The sequence below is a fragment of the Thalassobaculum sp. OXR-137 genome (assembly GCF_034377285.1).
In the GTDB taxonomy this organism is placed as follows: Bacteria; Pseudomonadota; Alphaproteobacteria; order Thalassobaculales; family Thalassobaculaceae; genus Thalassobaculum.
Genome location: NZ_CP139715.1, coordinates 3,199,087 through 3,222,596 on the forward strand (window position 1 = coordinate 3,199,087; position 23,510 = coordinate 3,222,596).

General features: G+C 67.1%; 21 protein-coding genes. 10 read left to right on the forward strand and 11 right to left on the reverse strand.

Annotated elements, in window-relative coordinates:
- Positions 1-232 precede the first annotated feature (232 nt).
- Both T8K17_RS15085 and T8K17_RS15090 read left to right on the forward strand, forming a co-directional pair.
- A complete protein-coding gene (locus T8K17_RS15085) occupies positions 233-2,605 on the forward strand; it encodes a methyl-accepting chemotaxis protein (RefSeq protein WP_322330562.1) in 2,373 nt (790 codons plus the stop codon).
- 112 nt (positions 2,606-2,717) lie between these two features.
- On the forward strand, positions 2,718-3,251 hold the full coding sequence (locus T8K17_RS15090) for a hypothetical protein (protein ID WP_322330563.1): 534 nt from the start codon (positions 2,718-2,720) through the stop codon (positions 3,249-3,251).
- 88 nt (positions 3,252-3,339) lie between these two features.
- On the opposite strand, the gene T8K17_RS15095 is transcribed toward T8K17_RS15090, so the two are convergent.
- From T8K17_RS15095 to T8K17_RS15120, 6 genes are all read right to left on the reverse strand, one after another.
- Positions 3,340-4,329: an MBL fold metallo-hydrolase gene (locus T8K17_RS15095; protein ID WP_322330564.1), complete on the reverse strand. Its 990-nt coding sequence runs from the start codon at positions 4,327-4,329 to the stop codon at positions 3,340-3,342.
- Positions 4,330-4,441: 112 nt separating this feature from the next.
- Positions 4,442-5,233 carry an ABC transporter ATP-binding protein gene (locus T8K17_RS15100; RefSeq protein ID WP_322330565.1) on the reverse strand — a complete coding sequence of 264 codons (792 nt, stop codon included), beginning with the start codon at positions 5,231-5,233 and terminating at the stop codon, positions 4,442-4,444.
- A gap of 21 nt (positions 5,234-5,254) precedes the next feature.
- Positions 5,255-6,010 carry an ABC transporter ATP-binding protein gene (locus tag T8K17_RS15105; protein ID WP_322330566.1) on the reverse strand — a complete coding sequence of 252 codons (756 nt, stop codon included), beginning with the start codon at positions 6,008-6,010 and terminating at the stop codon, positions 5,255-5,257.
- Positions 6,011-6,024: 14 nt separating this feature from the next.
- A complete protein-coding gene (locus T8K17_RS15110) occupies positions 6,025-7,185 on the reverse strand; it encodes a branched-chain amino acid ABC transporter permease (RefSeq protein ID WP_322330567.1) in 1,161 nt (386 codons plus the stop codon).
- A gap of 4 nt (positions 7,186-7,189) precedes the next feature.
- Complete coding sequence (locus T8K17_RS15115; protein ID WP_322330568.1) at positions 7,190-8,206, reverse strand: branched-chain amino acid ABC transporter permease; 1,017 nt, start codon at positions 8,204-8,206, stop codon at positions 7,190-7,192.
- Between the two features lie 167 nt (positions 8,207-8,373).
- Positions 8,374-9,720 (reverse strand): substrate-binding protein, encoded by a 1,347-nt coding sequence (locus T8K17_RS15120; protein WP_322330569.1) that lies wholly within the window; start codon positions 9,718-9,720, stop codon positions 8,374-8,376.
- A gap of 265 nt (positions 9,721-9,985) precedes the next feature.
- Here T8K17_RS15120 and T8K17_RS15125 point away from each other — a divergent pair, with 265 nt between their 5' ends.
- The 5 genes from T8K17_RS15125 to T8K17_RS15145 all read left to right on the forward strand — a co-directional run bounded on the left by T8K17_RS15125 (position 9,986) and on the right by T8K17_RS15145 (position 15,713).
- Positions 9,986-11,572, forward strand: coding sequence for a helix-turn-helix domain-containing protein (locus T8K17_RS15125; protein ID WP_322330570.1), 1,587 nt, complete (start codon positions 9,986-9,988; stop codon positions 11,570-11,572).
- A 118-nt stretch (positions 11,573-11,690) separates the two neighbouring features.
- Entirely contained in the window at positions 11,691-12,059 is a 369-nt protein-coding gene (locus T8K17_RS15130; RefSeq protein ID WP_322330571.1) for a response regulator transcription factor, read from the forward strand.
- Positions 12,060-12,079: 20 nt separating this feature from the next.
- Complete coding sequence (locus T8K17_RS15135) at positions 12,080-12,337, forward strand: hypothetical protein (RefSeq protein ID WP_322330572.1); 258 nt, start codon at positions 12,080-12,082, stop codon at positions 12,335-12,337.
- Positions 12,337-15,060: an ATP-binding protein gene (locus tag T8K17_RS15140; protein WP_322330573.1), complete on the forward strand. Its 2,724-nt coding sequence runs from the start codon at positions 12,337-12,339 to the stop codon at positions 15,058-15,060. The genes T8K17_RS15135 and T8K17_RS15140 overlap by 1 nt, the downstream gene beginning before the upstream one ends.
- Before the next feature lie 59 nt (positions 15,061-15,119).
- The gene (locus T8K17_RS15145) at positions 15,120-15,713 is read left to right on the forward strand and encodes a hemerythrin domain-containing protein (protein ID WP_322330574.1); all 594 of its coding nucleotides are present in this window, start codon (positions 15,120-15,122) and stop codon (positions 15,711-15,713) included.
- Positions 15,714-15,718: 5 nt separating this feature from the next.
- On the opposite strand, the gene T8K17_RS15150 is transcribed toward T8K17_RS15145, so the two are convergent.
- Positions 15,719-15,919 (reverse strand): hypothetical protein, encoded by a 201-nt coding sequence (locus T8K17_RS15150; RefSeq protein ID WP_322330575.1) that lies wholly within the window; start codon positions 15,917-15,919, stop codon positions 15,719-15,721.
- 153 nt (positions 15,920-16,072) lie between these two features.
- On the opposite strand from T8K17_RS15150, the gene T8K17_RS15155 reads away from it, so the two are divergent.
- Entirely contained in the window at positions 16,073-16,480 is a 408-nt protein-coding gene (locus tag T8K17_RS15155) for a hypothetical protein (protein WP_322330576.1), read from the forward strand.
- Between the two features lie 550 nt (positions 16,481-17,030).
- On the opposite strand, the gene T8K17_RS15160 is transcribed toward T8K17_RS15155, so the two are convergent.
- From T8K17_RS15160 to T8K17_RS15175, 4 genes are all read right to left on the reverse strand, one after another.
- Positions 17,031-18,347 carry a TRAP transporter large permease gene (locus T8K17_RS15160; protein ID WP_322330577.1) on the reverse strand — a complete coding sequence of 439 codons (1,317 nt, stop codon included), beginning with the start codon at positions 18,345-18,347 and terminating at the stop codon, positions 17,031-17,033.
- Positions 18,347-18,847, reverse strand: coding sequence for a TRAP transporter small permease (locus T8K17_RS15165; protein ID WP_322330578.1), 501 nt, complete (start codon positions 18,845-18,847; stop codon positions 18,347-18,349). Before T8K17_RS15165 ends, T8K17_RS15160 begins: the two co-directional genes overlap by 1 nt.
- Positions 18,848-18,949: 102 nt before the next feature.
- A complete protein-coding gene (locus T8K17_RS15170; protein ID WP_322330579.1) occupies positions 18,950-19,993 on the reverse strand; it encodes a TRAP transporter substrate-binding protein in 1,044 nt (347 codons plus the stop codon).
- Between the two features lie 140 nt (positions 19,994-20,133).
- Positions 20,134-20,874, reverse strand: a complete 741-nt coding sequence (locus T8K17_RS15175) for a GntR family transcriptional regulator (RefSeq protein WP_322330580.1) — start codon at positions 20,872-20,874, stop codon at positions 20,134-20,136.
- 338 nt (positions 20,875-21,212) lie between these two features.
- On the opposite strand from T8K17_RS15175, the gene T8K17_RS15180 reads away from it, so the two are divergent.
- Positions 21,213-22,322: a cobalamin-independent methionine synthase II family protein gene (locus tag T8K17_RS15180; protein WP_322330581.1), complete on the forward strand. Its 1,110-nt coding sequence runs from the start codon at positions 21,213-21,215 to the stop codon at positions 22,320-22,322.
- Between the two features lie 105 nt (positions 22,323-22,427).
- A complete protein-coding gene (locus T8K17_RS15185; protein WP_322330582.1) occupies positions 22,428-23,471 on the forward strand; it encodes a hypothetical protein in 1,044 nt (347 codons plus the stop codon).
- Positions 23,472-23,510 lie beyond the last annotated feature (39 nt).

The window sequence follows — 23,510 nt, forward strand, 5'->3', positions numbered from 1 at the left end:
AGGAGTCGCGTTTCGGACGGGGCTGCCGGGAAACGGCCGAAAGGCCCGGTATTCTGCGACCCATTGTAATTATCTGATTTTGCTAAAATTTTTCGCGTCTTTTCTTGGCCGCGGAATTTTCTTGAGCGTTAACCTACTCTTTACGGGCTTGCTACAAGTTTAGCGCGTCCGGCTTTGCTAGATCGCAGATTGGCCGGCGGATCGCTTCTGTCAAAACCGCTCCGGGTCCATCATGTCCAAGCTGGCTTTCAAAATCCCTGCGCTCGTGTTCCTGGCGGCTCTGATAGCCGGAGTGGGCAGCAGCCTGGTCGGTATCTATCTGTCCGCGAATGCGCAGAGAGAGGCCATCGACCGCCGATTGATCACCGTGGCGAGCGACCGCGCGCTGTCGCTGCAGACCTATCTGGACTCGATCCGGATCGATCTGGAGACGCTGGCGTCCAGCCCGGTCGCGTTCGAGGCGATCGTCGAGTTCAAGGGGGGCTGGACCGAGTTCTTCGCCCAGGGCCCGACGAAAGCGCTTCAGGCCGCCTATATCACGGACAACCCGAACCCGACCGGCTCGAAGGACGAGCTCGACCGGGCGGAAGGACCCGAGGCGTATCACGAGACCCACGCGCATTTTCATCCCTGGTACCGCGCCTTCCTGCGGGCCAAGGGCTTCTACGACATCTTCCTGTTCGATACGAACGGCAACCTCGTCTACACGGTCTTCAAGGAGTTGGACTACGCCACCAACTTCGTGACCGGCGAGTATGCGAACACTGGTCTCGGTCGGGTCTACCAGAGCGCAATGGCGGCTCCCGGTACGGTCGTTTTCGACGATTTCGAGCCCTATGCCCCGAGCTTCGGCGCGCCGGCCAGCTTTATCGCCAAGACCGTGACCGACAACGTCGGTAATACCATCGGCGTGCTGGCGTTCCAGATGCCGATCGACAGGCTGAACGAGGTGATGCAGCACCCCACGGGCCTGGGTAAGACCGGCGACACCGTGATCATCGGGGCCGACGATCTGCGCCGCAGCGACTCCCGCTTCGCCAAGGAAAGCGCGCTGTTGAAGGAGACGATTTCCTGGCCGGGCGCCGAGGCTGCCCTGGCGGGCGAGACCGGAACCGTGCAGGGCGAGATCAACGGCTCCGAGGTTCTGGTCGGCCATGCGGCGGTCCAATTCGTCGGCACCACCTGGGGGGTCCTGGTAGCGGTTTCGGAGGCGGAGGCCTTCGCGTCCGAGGCCGAACTGCTGCTGTACGAAGTGCTGTTCGGCGGCGGCGTCATTTTGCTGGCGCTGATCGGCGGCGTGTTGTTTTCCCGCACGATCACAACGCCCCTGGGCCGGATCATCGGGGTGATGAACAGGGTCTCCACCGGGGCCTATGAGGTCGACGTGCCCGAGCAGACCCGCCACGACGAGATCGGCGACATCGCCCGCGCGGTCGAACAGTTCCGCCGCAACGGTCAGGAAAACGAACGGCTGCGGGCCGAGCAGGAGGAGATGCGCGAGCGCAACGAGGCCGAGCGGATCGAGGCGCTGCGCGCCATGGCGCGGACCGTGGAAGCGGAATCGTCCCGCGCGGTGGAGAGCGTCTCCGGCGAGACGGCGATCATGATCGCCCAGGCACAGGAGATGGCGAAGTCCGCCGGACGGGTCGACGGCACCAGCCAGACGGTCGCCGCCGCGGCCCAGCAGGCTCTGGCGAACGCCGAGTCGGTCTCCGCCGCGACCGAGGAGCTGGCGTCCTCCATCGAGGAGATCTCGTCGCGGGTGACGACCGGCGCCACGACGGCGCGCGAGGCGATGGATGTGGGACTGGAGAGCCAGTCGACGATCCAGACCCTGGCCGACGCGGCGAAGCAGATCGGGACGGTCGTCGTGCTGATCGACGACATTGCCCAGCAGACCGGTCTCCTGGCCCTGAACGCCACCATCGAGGCCGCCCGCGCCGGCGATGCCGGCAAGGGTTTCGCCGTGGTCGCTTCTGAGGTGAAGAACCTGGCCTCCCAGACCGCCAAGGCCACCGGCGAGATCACCGAACAGATCCACGAGATCCAGGCGATCACCCAGCGCTCGGTCGACGCGGTGCGGTCGATGGTCGAGCGGATCGGCGCCATCGACGAAATCTCCACCTCGGTCGCGACCGCCGTGGAGGAGCAGCAGGCGGCAACCCAGGAGATCGCCCGCAACGTCTCGGAGACCGCCTTGGCGGCCCGCGAAGTGGCCACCAATATCGAGCTGGTCTCGGCCGAAGCCCGGTCGAACCTGGACGCCGCCTCGTCGGTGCAGTCGGCCTCGGAGCATATGCAGGTGGCGATCGAGAACCTGAAGCAGGTCGTGGTCCGCGTGGTGCGGACATCGGCTCCGGAAGTCGATCGCCGCGAGCAGGCCCGCGAGGAGACCCGTGAGCCGGCGACGCTCACGCTCGGCGAGGACCGCTACGAGGTGGTGATCGTCAACCGCTCCGAGGGTGGGGTCGGCATCGAACTGGCCCAGGGCGATACGCTGAGCGGCACCGTCAACCGCGGCCAGATCGCCTCGCCCCGGCTCGGCCGGCGCAACGTGGCGGTGGCCGGCATTTCCGGCCGCAGCATCGGCCTGCGCTACGCCTGAGAGAAGGACGGCACGATTATTGCTTAGGGAATCCCCGGGACGTTAAATCAGAGGGCTTGCCGATCGACCGCCGGGGACGGAGGTCGATCGGGATGGGCCGCAGAACGGGGCCGTGACGATGTCAACTACCTATCTCGATCCCTATGACAGGTATCGGAAACCCCATTCGGCGGGTGCCGAGGGGGGAGCGATCCTTGAGATGCCGGATCCGGAGACCTGGACCTCCGGCCAGCGATTGCTGGCCAGATGGTACGAAGACCACGCGGTGGACGGGCTGGTGCCGCCCACCACACCCATCGACCTGCTGGGTCCGCTGATCGGGCTGGTCCACAAGCTGGTGGTCGACCGGGACCGCGACGATTTCCGATACCTGATCTACGGCCGCTCCATCGCCAAGAAGGCGAATATGGGCGTCGACGGGCTCTGGGTGTCGGAGCTGATCGAGCCGACCCGCTCGGTCTTCCTGGAACATTACCGAACGCTGGTCGCCGCGCCGCGCCTCTATATGGGCTGGCTGCGGTACGAGGGTATCGACATTCCGCACCGGGAATGGGTCCGCGCCGTGGCCCCCATGGGATCCGCCCGGGACGGGGTCACCCATTTCATCGTCTATTCCGACACGGTCGACGATCCGCGCCGGATCTGAGCGCCCGCCGGGTCGGCAGATTTCGACCCGACGGACCGATCGGGCGGCACGGTCTTCCGCGCCGCCCGACAGACGTGGGCGAGGGGGCTCAGCAGCCGGCGGTGCAGGCGCCGGCGCCGTCGAACTCCATGGTCCGCCCGCTCAGCGGCAGATGAGCCGGCACCGAGAGCGCCTTCATGAAGGTGTCGGTCTTGGTCCCGGCGATCACCGTGCCGTCCTTGGTGGCGACCTCGTTGGCGTGGGACGGGATCACGGCGGCCGGCTTGATCAGGTCGTTGATCACATAGGCCGCCTCGGTCGGCCCGGTGGTGAAGGTGTCGCCGATGTTCATGACCACCAGCTTGGCCTTGTACTGCCGGCCGACCACCGTCTCCTGCTCGGCGGTCACCCCCGTATCCCCGGAGAGATAGGCGACCAGGCCGTTGGAGAAGGTCAGCACATAGCCGGTCGGCGGGCCGGCATAGGCGGTCAGCCCGGCGGAGGACAGCATGTGGCCGAGATCGCCGTCGATGAAGGCGCCGCTGATGCCGTTGGAATGGACGGCCGGCACCGTGGTGACGGTGACGCCGCCGACCTTGCGCGAGGCGCCGAAGCGCACGAGCTGGGACTTGGCCGGATCGCCGCCCAGGGCCTTCAGCTTGCCGGCGAAGAAGCTCGGCATCTCGCTGCCGGTGACGATGGCGGCGTTCTTGGCCAGCGCGATGTTGACCGAATTGGTGTTGGGGGCGACGGCGACGCTCACGTCCGGCTTGCCGCACTCGCCGGCATTCACCGCGCTGATATGGCGGTCGCCCACATGGTCGCCGTGCATGTGGCTGACCAGGATGGCGTCGATGGTGCCGAGCCGGGCATCCTCGGCCCCGGCGACGGTGCGGCCGGCGTCGTAGAGCAGGCGGGTGCCGTCGGGATCCTCGAAGATCATCGCCCGGTCGAACGGGCAGAACTCGCCGTCATGACTGCCGAGCGGCGTGATCTTGACGGTCTGGGCCGCGGCCGGCGCGGCGGCCAGGGCGGCGGAAAAGGCGAGCGCGGCGACGGCGAGCTTGGTGCCGGTCGCGGTCAGACTGAGGGTACGCATGAGGTTTCCTCCCCGTGTTTTATAGGCAGACGAACGCCGGCAGCGATATGGACCGGGCGGTCAGGCCGCCAAGTCCCGCTGCCGGGAACGTGACACGGAAGGCGTCGGCGCCTCAGATCGCCAGGTATTCGTGGCGCAGGTCGTCGTTGTCGAGCACCTCCTGGGCCGAGCCGTCGAACACGATCTGGCCCATGTCGAGGATCAGCGCCCGGTTCGCCAGGTGCAGGGCGGCGATGGCGTTCTGCTCGACGATGATCGTGGTGATCCCGAGCTGCTTCACGCTCTCCAGGATGCCCTCGATCTCCTTGACGATGGTCGGCGCCAGACCCTCGTAGGGCTCGTCCAGCAGCAGCAGCTTCAGGTCGCGGGCCAGCGCCCGGGCGACCGCCAGCATCTGCTGCTCGCCGCCGGACATGGTGACGGCGTCCTGGCGGCGGCGCTCGGCGAGGCGGGGGAAGTGGTCGTAGATCCGCTCCAGCGGCCAGCCGATCGGCTCCTCCACCTGGGCGAGCTGCAGGTTCTCCTCGACCGTCAGGCCGGGGATGATCCGCCGGTCCTCGGGCACGAGCTGGACACCGAGCCGGGCCGCCTCGAACGCCTTCATGCTGTGCAGCGGCTGGCCGTGCAGCCAGATCTCGCCGCGCTGCAGAGCCGGTTTCTCGGTGCGGGCGATGGTTCGCAGGGTGGAGGTCTTGCCCGCACCGTTGCGGCCGAGCAGGGCGACGATGTCCTGCTCCTGCACGTCGAAGGAGACGCCCTGGACGATGTAGGATTCGCCGTAATAGGCGTGGATGTCCTGCACCCGGAAGAACGGGGCAGTGCCGGCGGCGGGCGCGCGGTAATCGGCGGTGCCGGTGCCGGTGCCGGCGGTCGGGTTCGCAGTGGTGGTCTCGGTGGCGTTCATCTCTTGGCCCTTTCTTCGGACTTACAGGTGGGCGCCGCCCAGATAGGCTTCCTGCACCTTGGGATTGCCCCGGATCTCCTCCGGCGTGCCCTCGGCGATGACGGTGCCCTGGGCCAGGACGGAGACCTTGTGGGCCAGCGAGAACACCACGTGCATGTCGTGTTCGATGACGATCTTGGTGATGCCGCGCTCGCCGATCCGCTTCAGCAGGTCGATGGTGTTGTTGGTGTCGGCCCGCGACATGCCGGCGGTCGGCTCGTCGAGCAGCAGCAGCCGGGGCTCCTGCACCAGGCACATGGCCAGCTCCAGCCGCCGCTTGTCGCCGCGCGACAGGGCACCGGCATGGTCGGAGCGGTTATCGGCCAGCCCGACATCCTCCAGCATGTGCATGGCCTTGTCGCGGATCTCCGCCTCGCCGTCGATGCGCGGCAGCCAGTTCAGGGTGAACGAGCCGTCGCGATGGGCGAAGGCCGGGATCATCACGTTCTCCAGCAGCGAGAGATCGGGGAAGATCTCCGGCGTCTGGAACACCCGGGCGACGCCGAGCTGGTTGATCTCGTGCGGCCGCCGGTTTAGCAGCGACTGGCCGTCGAACATGACGGTGCCGGTATCCGGTTCCAGCCTTCCGACGAAGCAGTTCAGCAGCGTCGACTTGCCGGCGCCGTTCGGGCCGATGATGGCGTGCACCTGGCCCTGCTCGACCTTCAGGTTCACCTGATTGAGCGCCTTGAGGCCGGCGAAGGACTTGTTCACGCCCTGGACGGTTAGGATCGACATGGTCCCGCTCTCCCTCAGGCCGATTCGCTGACGGTGTCGGAGCGCGAGGCCCCGTCCGACCGCCGGAACATCTTTTGGACCCGGCGGATGCCTTCCATGATCCCGCCCGGAAGGAAGATCACGATCAGCATGAAGACCACGCCGAGGGTCAGGTGCCAGCCCTCGCCGACGAACAGGCCGGCGACGGCGACCGCCGCCTCCTGCAGGGTGGCCGGCAGGAAGTTGAACATCTCCATCAGGACCTGCTCGTTGAAGGCGGAGAAGATGTTCTCGAAGTACTTGATCACCGCCGCGCCCAGCACCGGGCCGAGCAGGGTGCCGGCCCCGCCGAGGATGGTCATGAGCACGACCTCGCCCGAGGCGGTCCACTGCATGCGCTCCGCCCCGGCCAGCGGGTCGGTGGAGGCCAGCAGCGCGCCCGCCAGCCCGGCATACATGCCGGAGATGATGAAGGCGGCGAGCGTGTAGGGGCGGGTGTTGAACCCGGTGTAGTTCATCCGGGTCTGGTTCGACTTGATCGCTTTCAGCATGGTGCCGAAGGGCGAGCGGGCGATCTTCATGGCGACGAAGAAGCCGATGATCAGCACCACCGCGCAGAAGTAGAAGCCCGGATAGCCGGTCATCTCCAGCCCGAACAGCGAGGTCGTCGGGGTCGAGACGGTGTCGCGGGTGCCGGTGAGCTGCTCCAGGATGCGCGGGTCGCTCGGCAGCACCGTCAGCCCGGTCTCGCCGTTGGTGATCGGCGTGAGCACCGAATAGGCGAGGTTGTAGGACATCTGGGCGAAGGCCAGGGTCAGGATCGAGAAGTAGATGCCCGAGCGGCGCAGGCTGATATAGCCGATGGCCAGCGCGAACACCCCTGCGGTCATCATCGCGAAGATCACCGCCGGCAGCACGTTCATGCCCAGCAGCTTGAACGACCAGACCGCCGTGTAGGAGCCGACGCCCAGGAAGGCGGCGTGGCCGAAGGACAGGTAGCCGGTCAGGCCGAACAGGATGTTGAAGCCGATCGCGAACAGGCCGTAGATCGCCCATTTCTGCAGCAGGTCGGGATAGCCGGCGCCGATCAGGCTGGCCCAGAGCGGCGCGGTCAGCACGGCGGCGGCGAACAGCACCAGGAAGAGCAGGTCGCTGCGGCCGCTGGTGCCGAAGGCGGAGGTCGAAGAGGCGGCCATCGGTCTAACCCTCCATCACGCCCTTGCGACCCAACAGGCCACGAGGACGGACTTGCAACACGATCACGGCGATCAGGTAGATGATGATCTGGTCGATGCCGGGAATGATGGACTTCACCTCGTTCATCGAGGCGAAGGACTGCAGGATGCCCAGCAGGAAGCCGGCCAGGACGGCGCCGGGCAGCGAGCCCATGCCGCCGACGACGACCACCACGAAGGACAGCACCAGGAACTCCATGCCGATGTGGTAGTCGGGCGGCAGGATCGGCGTGTACATCACGCCGGCGAGCCCGGCGACGACCGCGGCGATGCCGAAGACGATGGTGAAGCGGCGCTCCACATGGATGCCCAGCAGGCCGACCGTCTCGCGGTCCTGCATCCCGGCGCGCACGACCATGCCGAAGGTGGTGAACTGCAGGAAGGCGAAGACCCCGCCGATCACGGCGAGCGAGAAGAACAGGTAGATCAGGCGCCAGTATGGATAGACGATGGTCCCGGGCACACCGAACCAGATGCCGAGATCGGCACTGCCGGCGACCACTTCGGGGGCCGGCGTCGGGATCGGGTTGGCGCCGAAGATCGCCTTCACCAGCTCCTGCAGCACAATCGCCAGGCCGAAGGTGACCAGGATCTGCTCGGCATGGGAGCGGTTGTAGAAGAAGCGGATGAGGCCGCGCTCCATGATCAGGCCGATGATCAGCATGATCGGGATGGCGGCGAGCACGGAGATCGGCACCGCGTAATCGATGATCACGCTTCCGGTGTCGCCGAACCAGGTCTCCAGGTAGGGGATTTCCTTATAGGCGTCGAAGAAGGTGATGCTTTCGTCCTTCACCTTCTTGGACAGCGTCAGCAGCTTCTGGATCGATACGGCACAGAAGGCGCCCAGCATGAACAGGGCGCCGTGGGCGAAGTTCACCACCCCCAGCGTGCCGAAGATCAGGGTCAGCCCCAGGGCGATCAGCGCGTAAGCGCCGCCCTTGTCGAGCCCGTTCAACATCTGAAGAACGAAAGCGTCCATGACGCGGTCCCCCCTCCGGGATTTCTATTTGACTAAAGATGTGCCGCGCGCAGGGCTGTTCGACCATCGGTCGAGAGGGGCCTGAACGGGCAAGTCGGGGGCTCCGGTAAGGGAGCCCCCGTTGTGTCGGTGCATCTCGGGCGGTTGCGTCCGGGATGCGCTCCGGATCAGGCGCCGTTGTTGCAGCTGCCGAGGCTGCCGGCGAACTGCGGGATGTTGGCGTCGTAGGTCACCTTCTCCCGCTCGACTTCCTTCACCACTTCCAGAAGGTCGAACTGCGAGGTCGGGTTGTCCTTACCCTTCACGACCAGCACCTTCTTGAAGCACTGGTGGTCTTCCGCGCGGTACAGGGTCGGACCGTTGCCCATGCCGTCGAACTCGAAGCCCTCCAGGGCCTTGCCGAGATCGCAGGGAGCGAAGGTGCCGGCCCGCTCGGCCGCATCGGCGTAGAGCAGCGCCTGGACGTAGCAGGTGTGGGCGGCCTGGGACGGCGGGAAGCCGTACTCGGCGCCGAACGACTTCACGAAGGCCTGGGAGCCCGCGTCGCTCAGCGACCAGTGCCAGTTGGTCGACCCGAAGATCCCCTTCACGTTCTCGCCGGCACCCTGCGCCATCAGGCGGCTGTAGAGCGGAACGACGATGGCGAAGTCCTTACCGTTGACCTGCTTGTCGCGCAGACCGAACTGCACGGCCTGGGTCAGCGAGTTGACCATGTCCTTGCCGTAGTGGTTCAGGATCAGCACGTCGGCGCCGGAGTTCAGCACCGGCGTGATGTACTGCGAGAAGTCACCGGCGCCGAGCGGCGTGCGGACCTTCTCGACGGTCTGCCAGCCGAGAGCCTCGGTGGCGTCGGCGATCGACTCTTCCTGGGTCCAGCCCCAGGTGTAGTCGGCCGTCAGGTGGTAGGCCTTGCGGTCCTTGCCGTAGTTTTCCTCAAGCACCGGCGCCAGCGCCTGGCCGGACTGATAGGCGTTGAAGAAGTGGCGGAAGCCGTTGGCCCGGCGGTCCTTGCCGGTGGTGTCGTTGGAGTGCGTCAGACCGGCCATGAAGATGATGCCGGCTTCCTGGCACAGCGACTGCACCGCGATGGCCACGCCGGAGGACGAGCCGCCGGTCACCATCACCACGCCGTCCTTTTCAATCATCCGCTTGGCGGATGCGCGGGCGGCGTCGGACTTGGTCTGGGTGTCGCCCGTGACGTACTCGACCTTCTTGCCGAGGATGCCGTTGCCCTTCAGGGCCTTGGACGAGAAGGTGTTCAGCATGCCGCCGTCACCTTCGCCGTTGATGTGCTTCACGGCGAGCTGGTAGGCGCGCAGTTCGTCCGCGCCCTCGTCGGCATACGCGCCGGTCTGCGGCACGTTGAAGCCGAGGGTGACGGTGCCGCCCTTCGGCTCGTTCAGATAGGCATAGGCGCTCTTGGTGAAGAAATGCGGGGCGGCGAGGCCGGCGGTCAGCGCGACACCCCCCTTCATCAGCGAGCGGCGTGAGACGCCCTTATCGAAGACGGTCATTGGTTCCTCCCGTTCGGTCTTCGTCCGTGCCGCGTCGCGGTCGATCACAGGTCGATCTTGATGGTGGTTCCCGATGGCGCGGAGGCCGTCGCGAGCCTGGACTGCGGCAATACGACTGTAGAGGGTATCTGAAAATTTGCAAACTAAGTTATTGTTTTGAATTGACTATTTTGTCAAAATGAGACACAACGCACCTGCAAAACTGTAAATATGTGACAAAAGCGGGTTTAACCGCGCGCAGACTTGGGAAAAGGGAGAGTGCAGGATGGCCTTGGAACTTGCCGGTTTCCGCATTCGCGAGCGCCGCAAGCAGCTCGACCTGACCCAGTCGGGGCTGGCCCAGGCCGTGGGGATCTCGCCGTCCTATCTGAACCTGATCGAATCCGGGAAGCGCAACATCGCCGGCGGCCTGCTGAACCGGCTCGCCGCGGCCCTGGACCTGGATGCCGAGACCCTGGCCGGCACCACCGAGCGCCGGGTAATCGACGACCTGCGCGAGATGGCCGCCGACCCCCGGCTCAAGGCGGCGCGGATGCCGGAGGAGGGGGCGCAGGACCTGGTCGCCCGGCACCTGGATTGGGCGCAGTCGATGCTGGCCCTGTACCGTGCCTATATCGACCAGGCGGAGACCGTGTCGGCGCTGTCCGACCGGCTCAGCCGCGACCCGTTCCTGGGCGACCTGATCCACCAGGTGCTGACCCATATCACCGCCCTGCGCTCGGTCTCCGAGATCCTGGAGAATGTCGACGACATGCCGCCGGAACAGAAGCGGCGGTTCCAGGGGATGATGACCGAGGAGAGCGCCAAGCTCAGCGACGTGGCCCAGGCGCTGACCGACGTGTTCCAGGTGCCGGAGGCCGACACCCGCTCGGTCACCCCGGCCGAGGAGGTCGACGACTTTCTCATCGAGCGGCGCAACCATTTCCCCGAGCTGGAGGCCGCCGCCGCCCGGATGCGCCGCGACGTGGAGCGCCAGGGCGAGACGATGATGAGCGCGCTGATCGACTATCTCGACCGGCGCCACGGCATCTCGGTGGTCAACCGCGGGCGCACCGCCGCCGAGGCGCCGAGCGGCGAACGCTTCCGCAACCATTGCCGCTTCGATGCCGAGACCAAGACCCTGATGTTCCTCGACAACGCCTCGATCTCCACCCGGCGATTCCAACTCGCCCGGGTCGCGGCGGAGCTGGAGCTGGGGGACGTCCTCGCCCGGGAGATCGACGATCCGCGCCTCTCCAGCGACGCCGCCCGCAGCCAGGCGTTCCGGGCGCTGGCCTCCTATGCCGCCAGCGCCGCCCTGCTGCCCTACGAGAGTTTTCTGGAGGATGCGGTCGCCTGCCGCTACGACATCGAGGTGCTGCGCCAGCGCTATGCCGCCAGCTTCGAGCAGGTGGCGCATCGGCTTATCACCCTGCGGCGGCGGGGGATGGAGGGCATCCCGTTCGCCTTCCTGCGCTCCAACCCCGCCGGCCACGCCACCAAACGCTTCCCCTTGCCGGGCCTGCCGCTGCCGCGTTATGGCCATGCCTGTCCGCTCTGGGCAATCTACCAGTCGTTCCAGACGCCGGACCGGGTGGTGCGGCAGCTCGCGGAGTTTCCCGACCGGGGGCGCTTTCTGTTCGTCGCCCGCACCGTGACCAAGCAGCCGGCCACTTTCCACGAGCCGCCGGTGCTGCATTCGGTCATGCTGGCCTGCGAGGCGGTGCATGCGGACGCCACGGTCTATGCCGACGGTCTGGACCTGTCGGCGCGCGAGATGGCGGCGCGGGTGGGAGCGAGCTGTCGGCTCTGCCCGCGGATCGAATGTCTGCACCGCGAAGAGGAATCGATTGTCCGGAATCCGGCGCTGTGACAGCCAGAACTGTCGTCGGAAGACGTCCGATGCTGAACCGTTCCGTGCGGACAGGTTCAGCGCTACACTATTCAAAAGGTCGCCGGGCCAACCGGTGAATTCGGGGGAGGACCACACCGTGCCGGCACATGTGCTGATCGCCGAGGACGAACCGAACATCGTCGAATCCCTGAGTTTTATTCTGAGTCGGGAGGGCTGCGAGGTGACGGCCGTCTTCGATGGCCGCGCGGTGATCGACAAGATCGGGACCATGCGGCCCAACCTGGTGATCCTCGACGTGATGCTGCCGAAGATGAACGGGTTCGAGGTCCTGAAATGGATCAAGAGCAATCCGGACCTGAAGGGCGTGCCGGTGATGATCCTGACCGCCAAGGGCCAGGAAAAGGACCGCAAGACGGCCGAGGAACTGGGGGCGGACGCCTTCGTGACCAAACCGTTCTCCAACCGCGAAGTGGTGGAGCGGGTCATGACCCTGGCGTCGGCCTGAAGCCGGATTCCGCAGTGCCGATGGCGTCCCGTCCCACCCGCACCAAGGTCCGTGACGCGGTGGCGCTGATGGTGCTGCTCGGCACCTGGCTGGTGATGCCGCCGATGCTGAGTGTGGTCAACCAGCCGACCTCCGTGTTCGGGATCCCGACCATCGTCGTCTATGTCTTCGCGGTCTGGGCCGGGCTGATCGTCGTCACCCGGATCGTCGCCCGGCGGGCCGGCCGCGCCTACGAGCGCGAGGACCGGCATCTCGATCCGGAGGGGGAGGGCGGCTGATGCTCTCCGCCAATGTCGTCCTGGTCACCGCACTCGCCTATGTGGCGCTGCTGTTCATCGTGGCCTTCGTCAGCGACCGCCGGGCCCGCGCCGGCCGGGTGGGTCTCGCCCATTCGCCGCTGATCTACACCCTGTCGATCTCGGTCTACTGCACGTCCTGGACCTTCTACGGCGCTGTCGGCTCGGCCGCCCGCGACGGGCTGGAGTTCGTGACGATCTATCTGGGGCCGACCCTGGTCTTCGTCGGCTGGTGGTTCGTGCTGCGCAAGCTGGTGCGGATCGGCCGGGTGCACCGGATCTCCTCGGTGGCGGACCTGGTCTCCTCGCGCTACGGCAAGAGCACCACCCTGGCGGTGCTGGTCACCGTCATCGCCGTGATCGCCAGCACCCCCTACATCGCGCTCCAGCTCAAGGCGGTGACCATCAGCTTCTCGGTGGTCGGCAGCGCCGGCAACGAGGCGGTGATCGACGTCTCGACCGCCTTCTGGGTGGCCGCCGGCATGGCCGCCTTCACCATCCTGTTCGGCACCCGCAACATCGACGCCAACGAGCGCCACCACGGGGTGGTCGCCGCCATCGCGCTGGAGGCGCTGGTCAAGCTGATCGCCCTGCTGGCGGTCGGCATCTTCGTGGTCTTCGGCGTGGCCGGCGGGCTCGGCGAGGTCTTCGCCATGCCGGGGGCGAGCATCGTCATCGACCCGGACACGGTCTACGGCCCGCGCTGGGTGGCGATGACCTTCCTTGCCGGCACCGCCATCCTGTGCCTGCCGCGCCAGTTCCAGGTGACGGTGGTGGAGAACGCCGACGAGGCGCAGCTCCGCACCGCCTCCTGGCTGTTCCCGCTGTATCTCTTCCTGATGTGCTGCTCGATCCTGCCGATCGCCATCGCCGGGCTGACCCTGCTGCCGCCGGGGGCCAATCCGGACATGTTCGTGCTGACCCTGCCCATGGCCCAGGGCCAGGACGCGCTGGCGCTGCTCGCCTTCATCGGTGGCTTCTCCTCGGCGACGTCCATGGTGATCGTCGCCTGCATCGCCCTGTCGATCATGGTCTCCAACCACATCGTGATCCCGGTGGTGCTGCGCCTGCCGGTGCTCAGCCAGGCGGTCAGCGGCGACATGAAGCGGCTGCTGCTGGTCAGCCGGCGGGTCAGCATCGGCCTGCTGCTGCTGCTGGGCTTCGGCTATTTCGTCGCCAGCGCCCAGTCCGACGCGCTCGCCGCCATGGGCCTGATCGCCTTCGCCGGCGCCGCCCAGATCCTGCCGGCGATGGTCGGCGGCCTGTACTGGCGCTCGGCCTCCAAGGCCGGGGCGGCGGCCGGCATGTTCGCTGGCTTCGTTGTGTGGATCTACACGCTGGTGCTGCCGAATTTCGAGGGCGTCTGGTTCGTCACCCAGACCCTGATGGTCGAAGGCCCCTGGGGCCTCGGCTGGCTGCGGCCGCATGCGCTGTTCGGTGTCCAGGGCGAGGACCCCATGGTCCATTCGGTGTTCTGGAGCATGACCGTCAACGTGGTCCTGTTCGTGGTCGTGTCGCTGATCCGCGAGCAGAACCCGCTGGAGCGGCTGCAGGGCACCCTGTTCGTCGACGTGTTCCGCAATCCGGCGGAGAGCGAGGGGCGGTTCATCACCCGCTCGGCGACGGTGGACGACCTCTACATCATGACCCAGCGGATCCTCGGCGCGGAGGAGGCGCAGCGGGTCTTCGCCGAGTTCGCCCAGCGCCAGGGGGCGGTCGGCGACATGCCGCGCCCGGACGCGGCCTTCATCTCCCATCTGGAACGGCTGCTCGCCGGCGGCATCGGCGCCGCCTCGGCCCGGGTGATGATCAGCCAGGTGGTGACCGGCGAGACCATCAGCCTGGACGAACTGATCCGGCTGGTCGATGAGACCCAGCAGGTGATCGAGTACTCCCAGCGCCTGGAGGCGAAGTCCCAGGAACTGCAGGACACCGCCAAGGCCCTGCAGGACGCCAACGAGCGGCTGCGGATGCTGGATGCCCAGAAGGACGATTTCCTCAGTCAGGTGAGCCACGAGGTGCGCACGCCGATGGCGTCGATCCGGTCGTTCTCGGAGATCCTGCTCGACAACCCGGACCTGGAATCCGAACGCTCGCGCAAATACCTGAAGATCATCCAGGACGAGACCCTGCGCCTGTCGCGGCTGCTGGACGAGATCCTCGACGTCTCGCATCTGGACAGCGGTCAGTTCGCCCTGCGCCTGGAGGAGGTCGACGCGGCCCGCATCCTGGAACACGCGGTGGAGACCTGCCGCGGCATGGCGGCCAGCGCCGGGGTGACCATCGACTACGGCGCCTGCGTCGCCGAGGCGCCGATCCGCGCCGACGGCGACCGGCTGGCCCAGGTCTTCATGAACATCCTGTCGAACGCCATCAAGTACAACACCAGCGAGGAGCCGCGGGTGACCGTCAGCAGCCGGGTCGATGGCGGCACCTATTTCGCCTATGTGGACGACAATGGGCCGGGCATCCCGGCGGAGGACCGGGAGCGGATCTTCGCCAAGTTCGCCCGCGGCCGGGAGCTGACCCCGGGCCACCGCACCGGGGCCGGGCTCGGCCTGTCGATCAGCCGCAGCATCGCCCGCATGCTCGGCGGCGACCTGGAACTGCTGCCGGAGCCCGGTCGGGGTATGGGGCGCGGCGGGGCGCGCTTCCGGCTGCGGCTGCCGTTGCGGCGGGAAACCGCAGCCGCGGCGGGTGAATAAATCGGCCGGAATGCTATGTAGGGGGTTCAGCCCCTTCCGGCCCCCGCATTCCGAGCCCCATGACCCAGCCCGACCTTCCCGACCGCCCCGCCCTCGACCCGGACCTGCGCCTGGACGCCCGCACGGCCCTGCCGGAGGCGCTGCGCGTGCTGGTGCAGGCGATGCCGCAGGCCTCCTGGGCGGCGCATCCGAATTTCGGCGGCATGACCCAGTTCTGGCTGGAGCGCCACGCCGCCTTCCGCCAGTTGCTCGACCGCATCGCCGCTGATGCCGGTGCGTCGGCGGCCGGCGACATGGCGGCGGAGGACTTCGCCCCGCGCCTGTACCGGCTGGCCAGTACCCTGCTGGGCGAGCTGCACGGGCATCATTCGGTCGAGGATGCCCATTACTTTCCGCAGTTGCGCCGGCTCGAGCCGTCGGTGGCCCGGGGCTTCGACCTGCTGGATGCCGACCACAAGGACCTGGACGCCCGGCTGCACGGCTTTGCCGGCGAGGTGAACGGGCTGCTCCAGGCGGCCCAGGCGGGAACCCTCGGGGCGGCGCAGATGGAGCCGTTCGTGGGATCCGTCGCGGAGTTTCAGCGGGTGCTCGACCGCCACCTGGTGGACGAGGAGGAGCTCGTCATTCCGGCCCTGCTGAAGCTCGGGGGGTAAGGCCCTTACTGACCCGCGACCGGGTCGCCCCACACCCCGGCGAATTTCATCGCCATCAGCAGCACCACGCCCCACAGGCCGAGATTCACCGCGATCAGGATCCCGATCTGCAGAAGGGCCGCGCCCAGATGCCCATGCCCGGCCCAGCGCATCGGCGCCCGGGCGGGCGCGGGCGGCTCGGTATCGGGGCGAGGGGTCGGATCCATGGCGGCACCGGCTGTTGATCGCTCACGGTAGCAGAGCGCGGACCCCCCGTCGCGCCGGATCGCGGGGGGATTGCCGGCGGCTCCCTTGAACGGCGGGCGCCGCTGCCCAGATCCCAGGACATCCGATTCGCGAAACCCGGCGGGAGAACGCCCATGCGATCCACCATAGCTCCCCTGGCGCTGGCCGCATTTCTGCTGGGCGCCCTCGGCGGCGGGGCCCTGGCGCAGAATTCCGCCAAATCGCCCGGTGCGGAAGCCCCCGGCGCGGAGGCCTATGTCGACGGCATGACCGAGACCATGAAGGACTGGGCCGACCGGGTCGGCGACTGGACCGCCCGCCAGGTCGACGCCGCCGGCGACGCCACCGCCCGGGTCGGCGACCGCACTGGCGAGGCGCTCGACGACGCCTGGGAGGCGGTCAAGCAGGACTGGCGTCATCTCCAGGACGCCAGTGCCGACGGCTACGTGGCTGCACAGCGGAAATTCGAGGACTCCCTGGACTCCCTGCAGCGGGCCTGGGAGGACCGCGAAGACGCGACCACCTCGAAGAAGATTCAGTAGGACGCTTCCCGACCTCCTCATCTTTCACTCCCCGGATTTATTCCGGGGTAATCGGCGCCGCTGGGACGGGCGCCGGGAGAAACTGTCGAACGGGGACAATGCCCCTCGGGATTGCCCCGGAATAAATCCGGGGAGTGCGTGGAGGAGGCAGGGGAGAGCGAATTGCCTGCGGGCCTTCGCTTCGCCGGGCGAGGTGGCGCCTGATATCCCCCACCCATCTTTCACTCCCCGGATTTATTCCGGGGTGATCGGCGCCGCTGGGACGGGCGTCGGGGAAAGCTGTCGAACGGGGACACCGCCCCTCGGGATTGCCCCGGAATGAATCCGGGGAGTGCGTGGAGGAGGTCGGGGAGCGCGATTTGCCTGCGGGCCTTTGCATCGCCGGGCGAGGTGACGCCCGATATCCCCACTCATCTTTCACTCCCCGGATTTATTCCGGGGTAATCGGCGCCGCTGGGACGGGCGCCGGGCGAAACTGTCGAACGGGGACACCGCCCCTCGGGATTGCCCCGGAATGAATCCGGGGAGTGTGCGAAGACTGAAAACCCTCCTACAGCCCCACCAGGAACAGCGTGATCGCCGGGAACAGCACCAGCAGCACCACCCGCACCACGTCGCTCATCAGGAACGGCAGTGTGCCGCGATAGGTCTGCGCCATCGGCACGTCGCGCGCCATCGAGTTGATCACGAACAGGTTCATCCCCACCGGCGGGGTGATCAGCCCGACCTCCACCACCACCAGCACCAGAATGCCGAACCACAGGGCGAAGGCCTCCGGCTCCATGCCGAAATCCAGCTCGCTGACCACCGGGAAGAAGATCGGCACCGTCAGCAGGATCATCGACAGCGAATCCATGAAACAGCCGAGCACCAGATACAGCAGCAGGATCGCCGCCAGCACCGTGTAGGGGGCGAAGCCCTGGTCGGTGACCCACTGGGCCGCCTCCTGGGGCAGCTGGGCGAAGGCAAGGAAGCTGTTGAAGATCGCCGCCCCCAGGACGATGAAAAAGATCATCGCCGTCGACGTCGCGGTCTGCAGCAGCGAGGTCTTCAGCTTCGCCAGCGTCAGGCCGCGGTTGGCCAGCGCGATCAATCCGGTGCCTGCCGCCCCGAAGGCGGCACCCTCGGTCGGGGTGAACAGGCCGAGATAGATGCCGCCCACCACGACGGCGAAGACCACCAGCACCGGCCAGATCCGCCACAGGGCGCGGAACCGTTCGGCCATCGGGGCCGGGTCGCGGTGGCCGGCACTGTCCGGCTTCAGGCGGACGTAGATCGCGATCGCGGCCATGTAGCCGAGCGCAGCCAGGATGCCCGGCACCACGGCGGCGACGAACAGCTTGGCGATGTTCTGCTCGGTCAGCAGGGCGTAGATCACCAGCACCACCGAGGGCGGGATCAGAATGCCGAGCGTGCCGCCGGCCGCGAGCGCGCCGGTCGACAGCGAGCCGGAATAGCCGAAGCGCTTCAGCTCGGGCAGGGCGACCTGGGCCATGGTCGCCGCCGTGGCGAGCGAGGAACCGCAGATCGCGCCGAACCCGCCGCAGGCGCCGACGGCGGCCATCGCCACGCCGCCCTTGCGGTGGCCGAGCCACGACTCCGCCGCGTCGAACAGCGCCTTGGACAGGCCGCCATGGGTGGCGAACTGGCCCATCAGCAGGAACAGCGGGATGATGCCGAGCGAGTAGTTGGAGAAGGTGTCGTAGGCCATCGACTTCATCTGCGACATCACCGGCAGCCAGCTGCCGTTGACCAGCACCGAGCCGCCGATGCCGAGCAGCAGCATGGCGAGGCCGATGGGCATCCGCAGGCCGATCAGCAGCAGCAGCAGCGGGAACGACCAGAGCGCGATCTCGAGCTTGTCCATCAGCCCGTCCTCGGTTCCATCACGTCGCGCACCGCCGACCAGGCACAGGCCGCCACGAAGACCGCGCCGACCGGCACGCAGGCGGCGTAGCCCCACCAGACCGGAAACTGCAGGATGTAGGTGGTCTCGTTGTACTGCATCTTGTCCTGCATCCCGGCCCACAGGCGCCACAGGATGAAGCCGGCCACCGCCGTCATCGCCAGGTCGAACAGCACCGCCAGAGCGGCGTTCAGGCGCGGGCCGAGCCGGTCGGCGAAGACGTCGACCGAGACATGGCCGCGCTCCAGCTGGCACCAGGGCAGGAAGCAGAACACGGCGAGCGCGGTGCCGGCCTCGACCAGCTCGAAATCGCCGGGGATCGGCGCGAGTCCGGCCCAGATCAGGGCCCGGCCGCTGACGCTGAGCACCACCAGGGCGGTGATCGCCAGCAGAAGCGCGCCGCCCAGCATCGCCAGCAGCCGCGACAGGCGGGTCAGGAACCCGGAAATCGTCGAATACACGCACGCCCCCTCGGCCAAGTCTGTACCTCTGCGGCCATCGGCACCTAAGGAAAGAGGCAGGCGGACGGGCCGCCTGCCTCGTCATCGTCCCGTGACCGGGCGTTACTTGGTCTCGGCGGCCACCAGGGCCTGGGCGTCGGCGACCATGCCCTTGCCGTCCATGCCCTTGCCGTCCATCTCGGCGATCCAGTTCTCGACCACCGGACCGGCGGCCTCCTTCCAGCGGGCGGTCTCGGCCGCGTCGAGGGTGATGACGGTGTTGCCGGCCTTCTGCGCCTTGGCCAGGCCGATCTTGTCCACCTCGTCCATCGCCCGGCCGGCCAGACGGGCGGCCTCGACGCCGGAATTGTCGTCGATCACCTTCTTCAGGTCGTCGGGCAGCGAGTCGTATTTCGCCTTGTTCATGGCGAACAGGAAGGTCGCGGTGTAGAGGCCGCGGTCGCCGGCGAAGCCGGTGTGGTTATGCACCAGCTCGGCCATCTTCAGCGGCAGGGTGACCTCCCAGGGGATCACCGCCCCGTCGATCACGCCCTTGGACACCGCCTCGGGCACCGCCGGCACCGGCATGCCGATCGCCACCGCGCCGAGTTGCTCCAGCATACCGGTGATCACCCGGGTCGGACCGCGTAGCTTCATGCCCTTCAGGTCCTCCAGCGTGTTCACCGGATCCTTGGAGTGGATCAGGCCGGGACCGTGGGTGTGGACCGCGATCACGTGCATGCCGGGGAAGTCGTCCTGCATGTGCTTGTCGGCGTATTTCTGGAAGGCGACCGAGGTCTCCTCGGCGGTGGCGACCATGAACGGCAGCTCGAAGGCCTCGGCGCGCGGGAAGCGGCCCGGGGTGTAGCCCATCACCGTCCAGACGATGTCGACCGCGCCGTCGGTGACCTGCTGGACCAGCTCCGGCGGCTTGCCGCCGAGCTGCATGGAGGGATAGTGCTCGACCTTGATGCGGCCGCCGGACTGGGTCTGCACCCGCTCGATCCACGGATTGATGAACTTGTCGGGGATGGCGGCCTTGAGCGGCAGAAGCTGGTGCAGCTTCAAAGTGACGTCCTGGGCGCCCGCCGGAGCGGCGGCGGCCAGAAGGCCGGCGGCGACGACCCCCGCCGAAAGCAGATGGGCCGAGAGCAGTTTCTTCAGCATTGCGTTGTCCTCCCTACAGGCTGGTTCCGTTTATTGGCTGGGTCGAGCCCGGCTCGGCGAAGGTCATCATATCGCCGCGTCCCTGTATATCTTCGCGGGGTACATCCTTGCGGTCCGGCGATATCCGGGCCGGCGCGCTCCTATCCGTTGATCAGCGACAGGCCCGGGACGGTGGTCATCCGTTTCCGGTCCTCGATCATGGCATCCAGATTGGCCCGGGCAAGCCGGGCGTGCTCGCGGGCGAGGGCTTCGGCCCGGGCCCCCTCGCGCAGCTCGATGGCGTTGACGATGGCCCGGTGCTGCGCCTGCGCCACCACCAGGGAGGCCCGCACCTCCGGCATCTCCTCTTGGGCCGAGATGAAGGCGTTCGGTCCGGCGAAGGGCAGGCGCATGGCGCGCTCCAGCTCCCTGCGGATGGTCTCGCTGCCGGAGAGCGCGTGCAGATGCTCGTGGAACTCTCCGTTGCGGGCGATATAGGCCTGGAAATCGGTCTGCGCCGGGTCGGCTACCAGGGCATCCAGCTCCGCCAGCAGGGTGTGCATCGCCTGCAGCCGGGCCGGGGGGACACCGCGTTCCGCGGCCAGCCGGGCGGCCATGCCTTCCAGCGCGCCGCGCAGCTCGATGGCGTCGGCCACGTCGGCGGGCGTGAAGCCTCGCACCGTGTAGCCGCCGGAGGGAATCGTCTCCACCACCCCTTCCTGGTCGAGCTGGGCCAGGGCGGCGCGGATCGGGGTGCGGGAGATGCCGAGACGGCCGGACAGGGTCACCTCCGACAGGCGCACACCGGGGCCGACCTCGCCGGAGAACACCAGCTCACGGATGCCGAGCAGGGCCTTCAGGCTCTGGGAACTGCCGCGCTCGCGGCGGGCGGTGCCCACCATGGCTCAGGCCGCTCCCGCCGGGCGGGACGGCCGGGCCGCCCGCTCCCGGCGCCGCCGTGTCCCGGGCGCATGCGATTGTATTCCGTCGCCGCGATCCACCGGCAGAAGCCCCCGCATGCGGCCGGCCAGGCCGGCTCCGGAGCTTGGGTGGATGGGGCCGGACAGTCCCGCACCAGAAGGCAGCGCGGGGGCCGGACCCAGGTCCGGTTCCCTGCGGTTTGGCATCGCGTTTCCTCCCGATCGTCTCTTGCAATCGTATACGTCATGTATACAACTTATGGGAAAGACAAGGCAATCGGACTTGTCGCAAACAATCAGACCGACCCGGAGGAAGCCCCATGACAGCCTCGACCCCGCCGTTTCGAGCCGACGAGGTCGGCAGCCTGCTGCGCCCGGCCGAACTGAAAGCGGCCCGGGCCGATTTCGCGGCGGGAAAGCTGGACGCCGCCGGCCTGCGGAAGGTCGAGGACGACTGCATCCGCCACGTGGTCGCCAAGCAGGAAGAGGTCGGGCTCCAGGCCGTGACCGACGGCGAATTCCGCCGCTCATGGTGGCATTTCGATTTCCTCGCCGGCCTCGACGGCGTGGAGATGGTGCAGGGTGCCAAGGCGATCCAGTTTTCCGGCGTGCAGACCAAGTCGGAGAGCATCGGCGTCACCGGCAAGGTCGGCTTCTCCGACCATCCGATGCTGGATCATTTCCGGTTCCTGAAGAGCGTCACCAAGGTCACCCCGAAGATGACGATCCCGTCGCCTTCGGTCCTGCATTTCCGCGGTGGCCGCGACGCGATCTCCAAGGATGTCTATCCGGACATGGATGCCTTCTACGCCGACACCGCGGAGGCCTATGCCCAGGCGGTGCGCAGCTTCTACGACGCCGGCTGCCGCTACCTGCAGTTCGACGACACGGTCTGGGCCTATCTGTGCTCGGAGAAGGAGCGCCAGGCGGTCCGCGACCGGGGCGAGGATCCCGACGCGCTGAAGGCCGCCTATGCCGGGATGATCGCCCACGCGCTCAAGGCCAAGCCGGCCGATATGGCGATCACCACCCATGTCTGCCGCGGCAATTTCCGCTCGAGCTGGATCTCCGAAGGCGGCTACGAGCCGGTCGCCGAGATGCTGCTGGGCGAGCTGGACTACGACGGCTACTTCCTGGAATACGACACCGAGCGGGCCGGCGGGTTCGAGCCGCTGCGCTTCCTGCCCAAGGGTAAGAAGAAGGTCGTGCTCGGCCTGGTGACCTCGAAATTCGGCGAGCTGGAGAACCGGGACGGCGTTCATGCCCGGATCGAGGAGGCCTCGAAATTCGCTCCGATCGACCAGTTCTGCCTCAGCCCGCAATGCGGCTTCGCCTCGACCGAGGAGGGCAACATCCTGTCCGAGGAGGAGCAGTGGCGGAAGCTCGGCTTCATCGTCGAGGTCGCCAAGGACGTCTGGGGCCAGGCGTGATTTGGAGCCGGGCCTGACCTGCATACGCCACGACACGCATCCGATTTGAGTTAACCGGTTCTTTACAGTGTCGGCCTAGAGTTCTCCGCAATCCTGGAGGACATTATGGCCGATGCTGTGAAGATGGACGCGAGCGCTCCCAAGACATACGATTTCGGTGCCTCGGAAGCCGCGGTCGACCGACTTTACGCCCTGCCGCTGCATGACGTCCCGCTTCAGACCCTCGGGCTGAAGAAGGCGACGATGATCAAGAACGCCCATCTGGAGAGCGTTCTGGAGCTGTTCCGCGGCGACGGCATCGGCAGCGGCCAGATCCGCATCGACGAGATTCCCCAGTTCTTCACCCAGGATCCCAAGGCGCTCGAAGAGGATGTGGAGATCCTGCGCCGGTTGGCGGAGCTGGAGAGCTTCGACGTCTTCTCCCTGCGCATCGAGCTGCGCCGCATCAATGTCGACTTCACCGGCACCGAGGCCCTGAACCTGTCGCCGGAGAAGCGCGCCGAGCTGTCCGAGTACATGGCTTCCTTCACCCGGCCGCTGATCATGAAGATCTACGGCCAGCAGCAGGACGCCTCGGAGGCCAGCGAGCTGATCGACCTGGTCCGCAAGCCGAATCGCGAGGACGCGATGCGCGCGCTGAAGGAACTGGCCGATACCCTGAAGATCGAGTTGGAAGACGTGCCGAAGTTCCTGGAGGAGTGCGGCGATGTGTTCCTCAGCCTGAGCTATTTCCGCGACGCGCTGGACGAGGTGACCGGCGCGATCCCTGACATGATCGACTGGATGAACGACCTGAAGGACAACTTCCAGGTCCGCTCCGATCCGGCCAACCAGCGGGTGATCGCCGAGATCGCCAGCGACCTCACCGACATCTCCACCAGCCTGGTCGGCCGCTTCGACATGTTCGACCAGCGCTCCCAGAAGCTGTGGGACGATATCGACCCGCATGCCTTCGAGAACTTCCGCGACTTCGTGCGCGACCACCACGTGTCCCTGGCCGCCGTGCTGTGCGGTCTGACCGTGAAAATGAAGCTTTGGGCGGAGCGGTTCCCGTCGCGCGGCGGCGCGCCGATGAAGCGGATCGAATTCATCAAGGGCGAAATGCTGCCGGGTCTGGCGCGCATCAAGAAGCGCGAAACCGGACATTGACCCTGCAAAGCTAAAATTTTCACTGTTAACCTTTCCTTT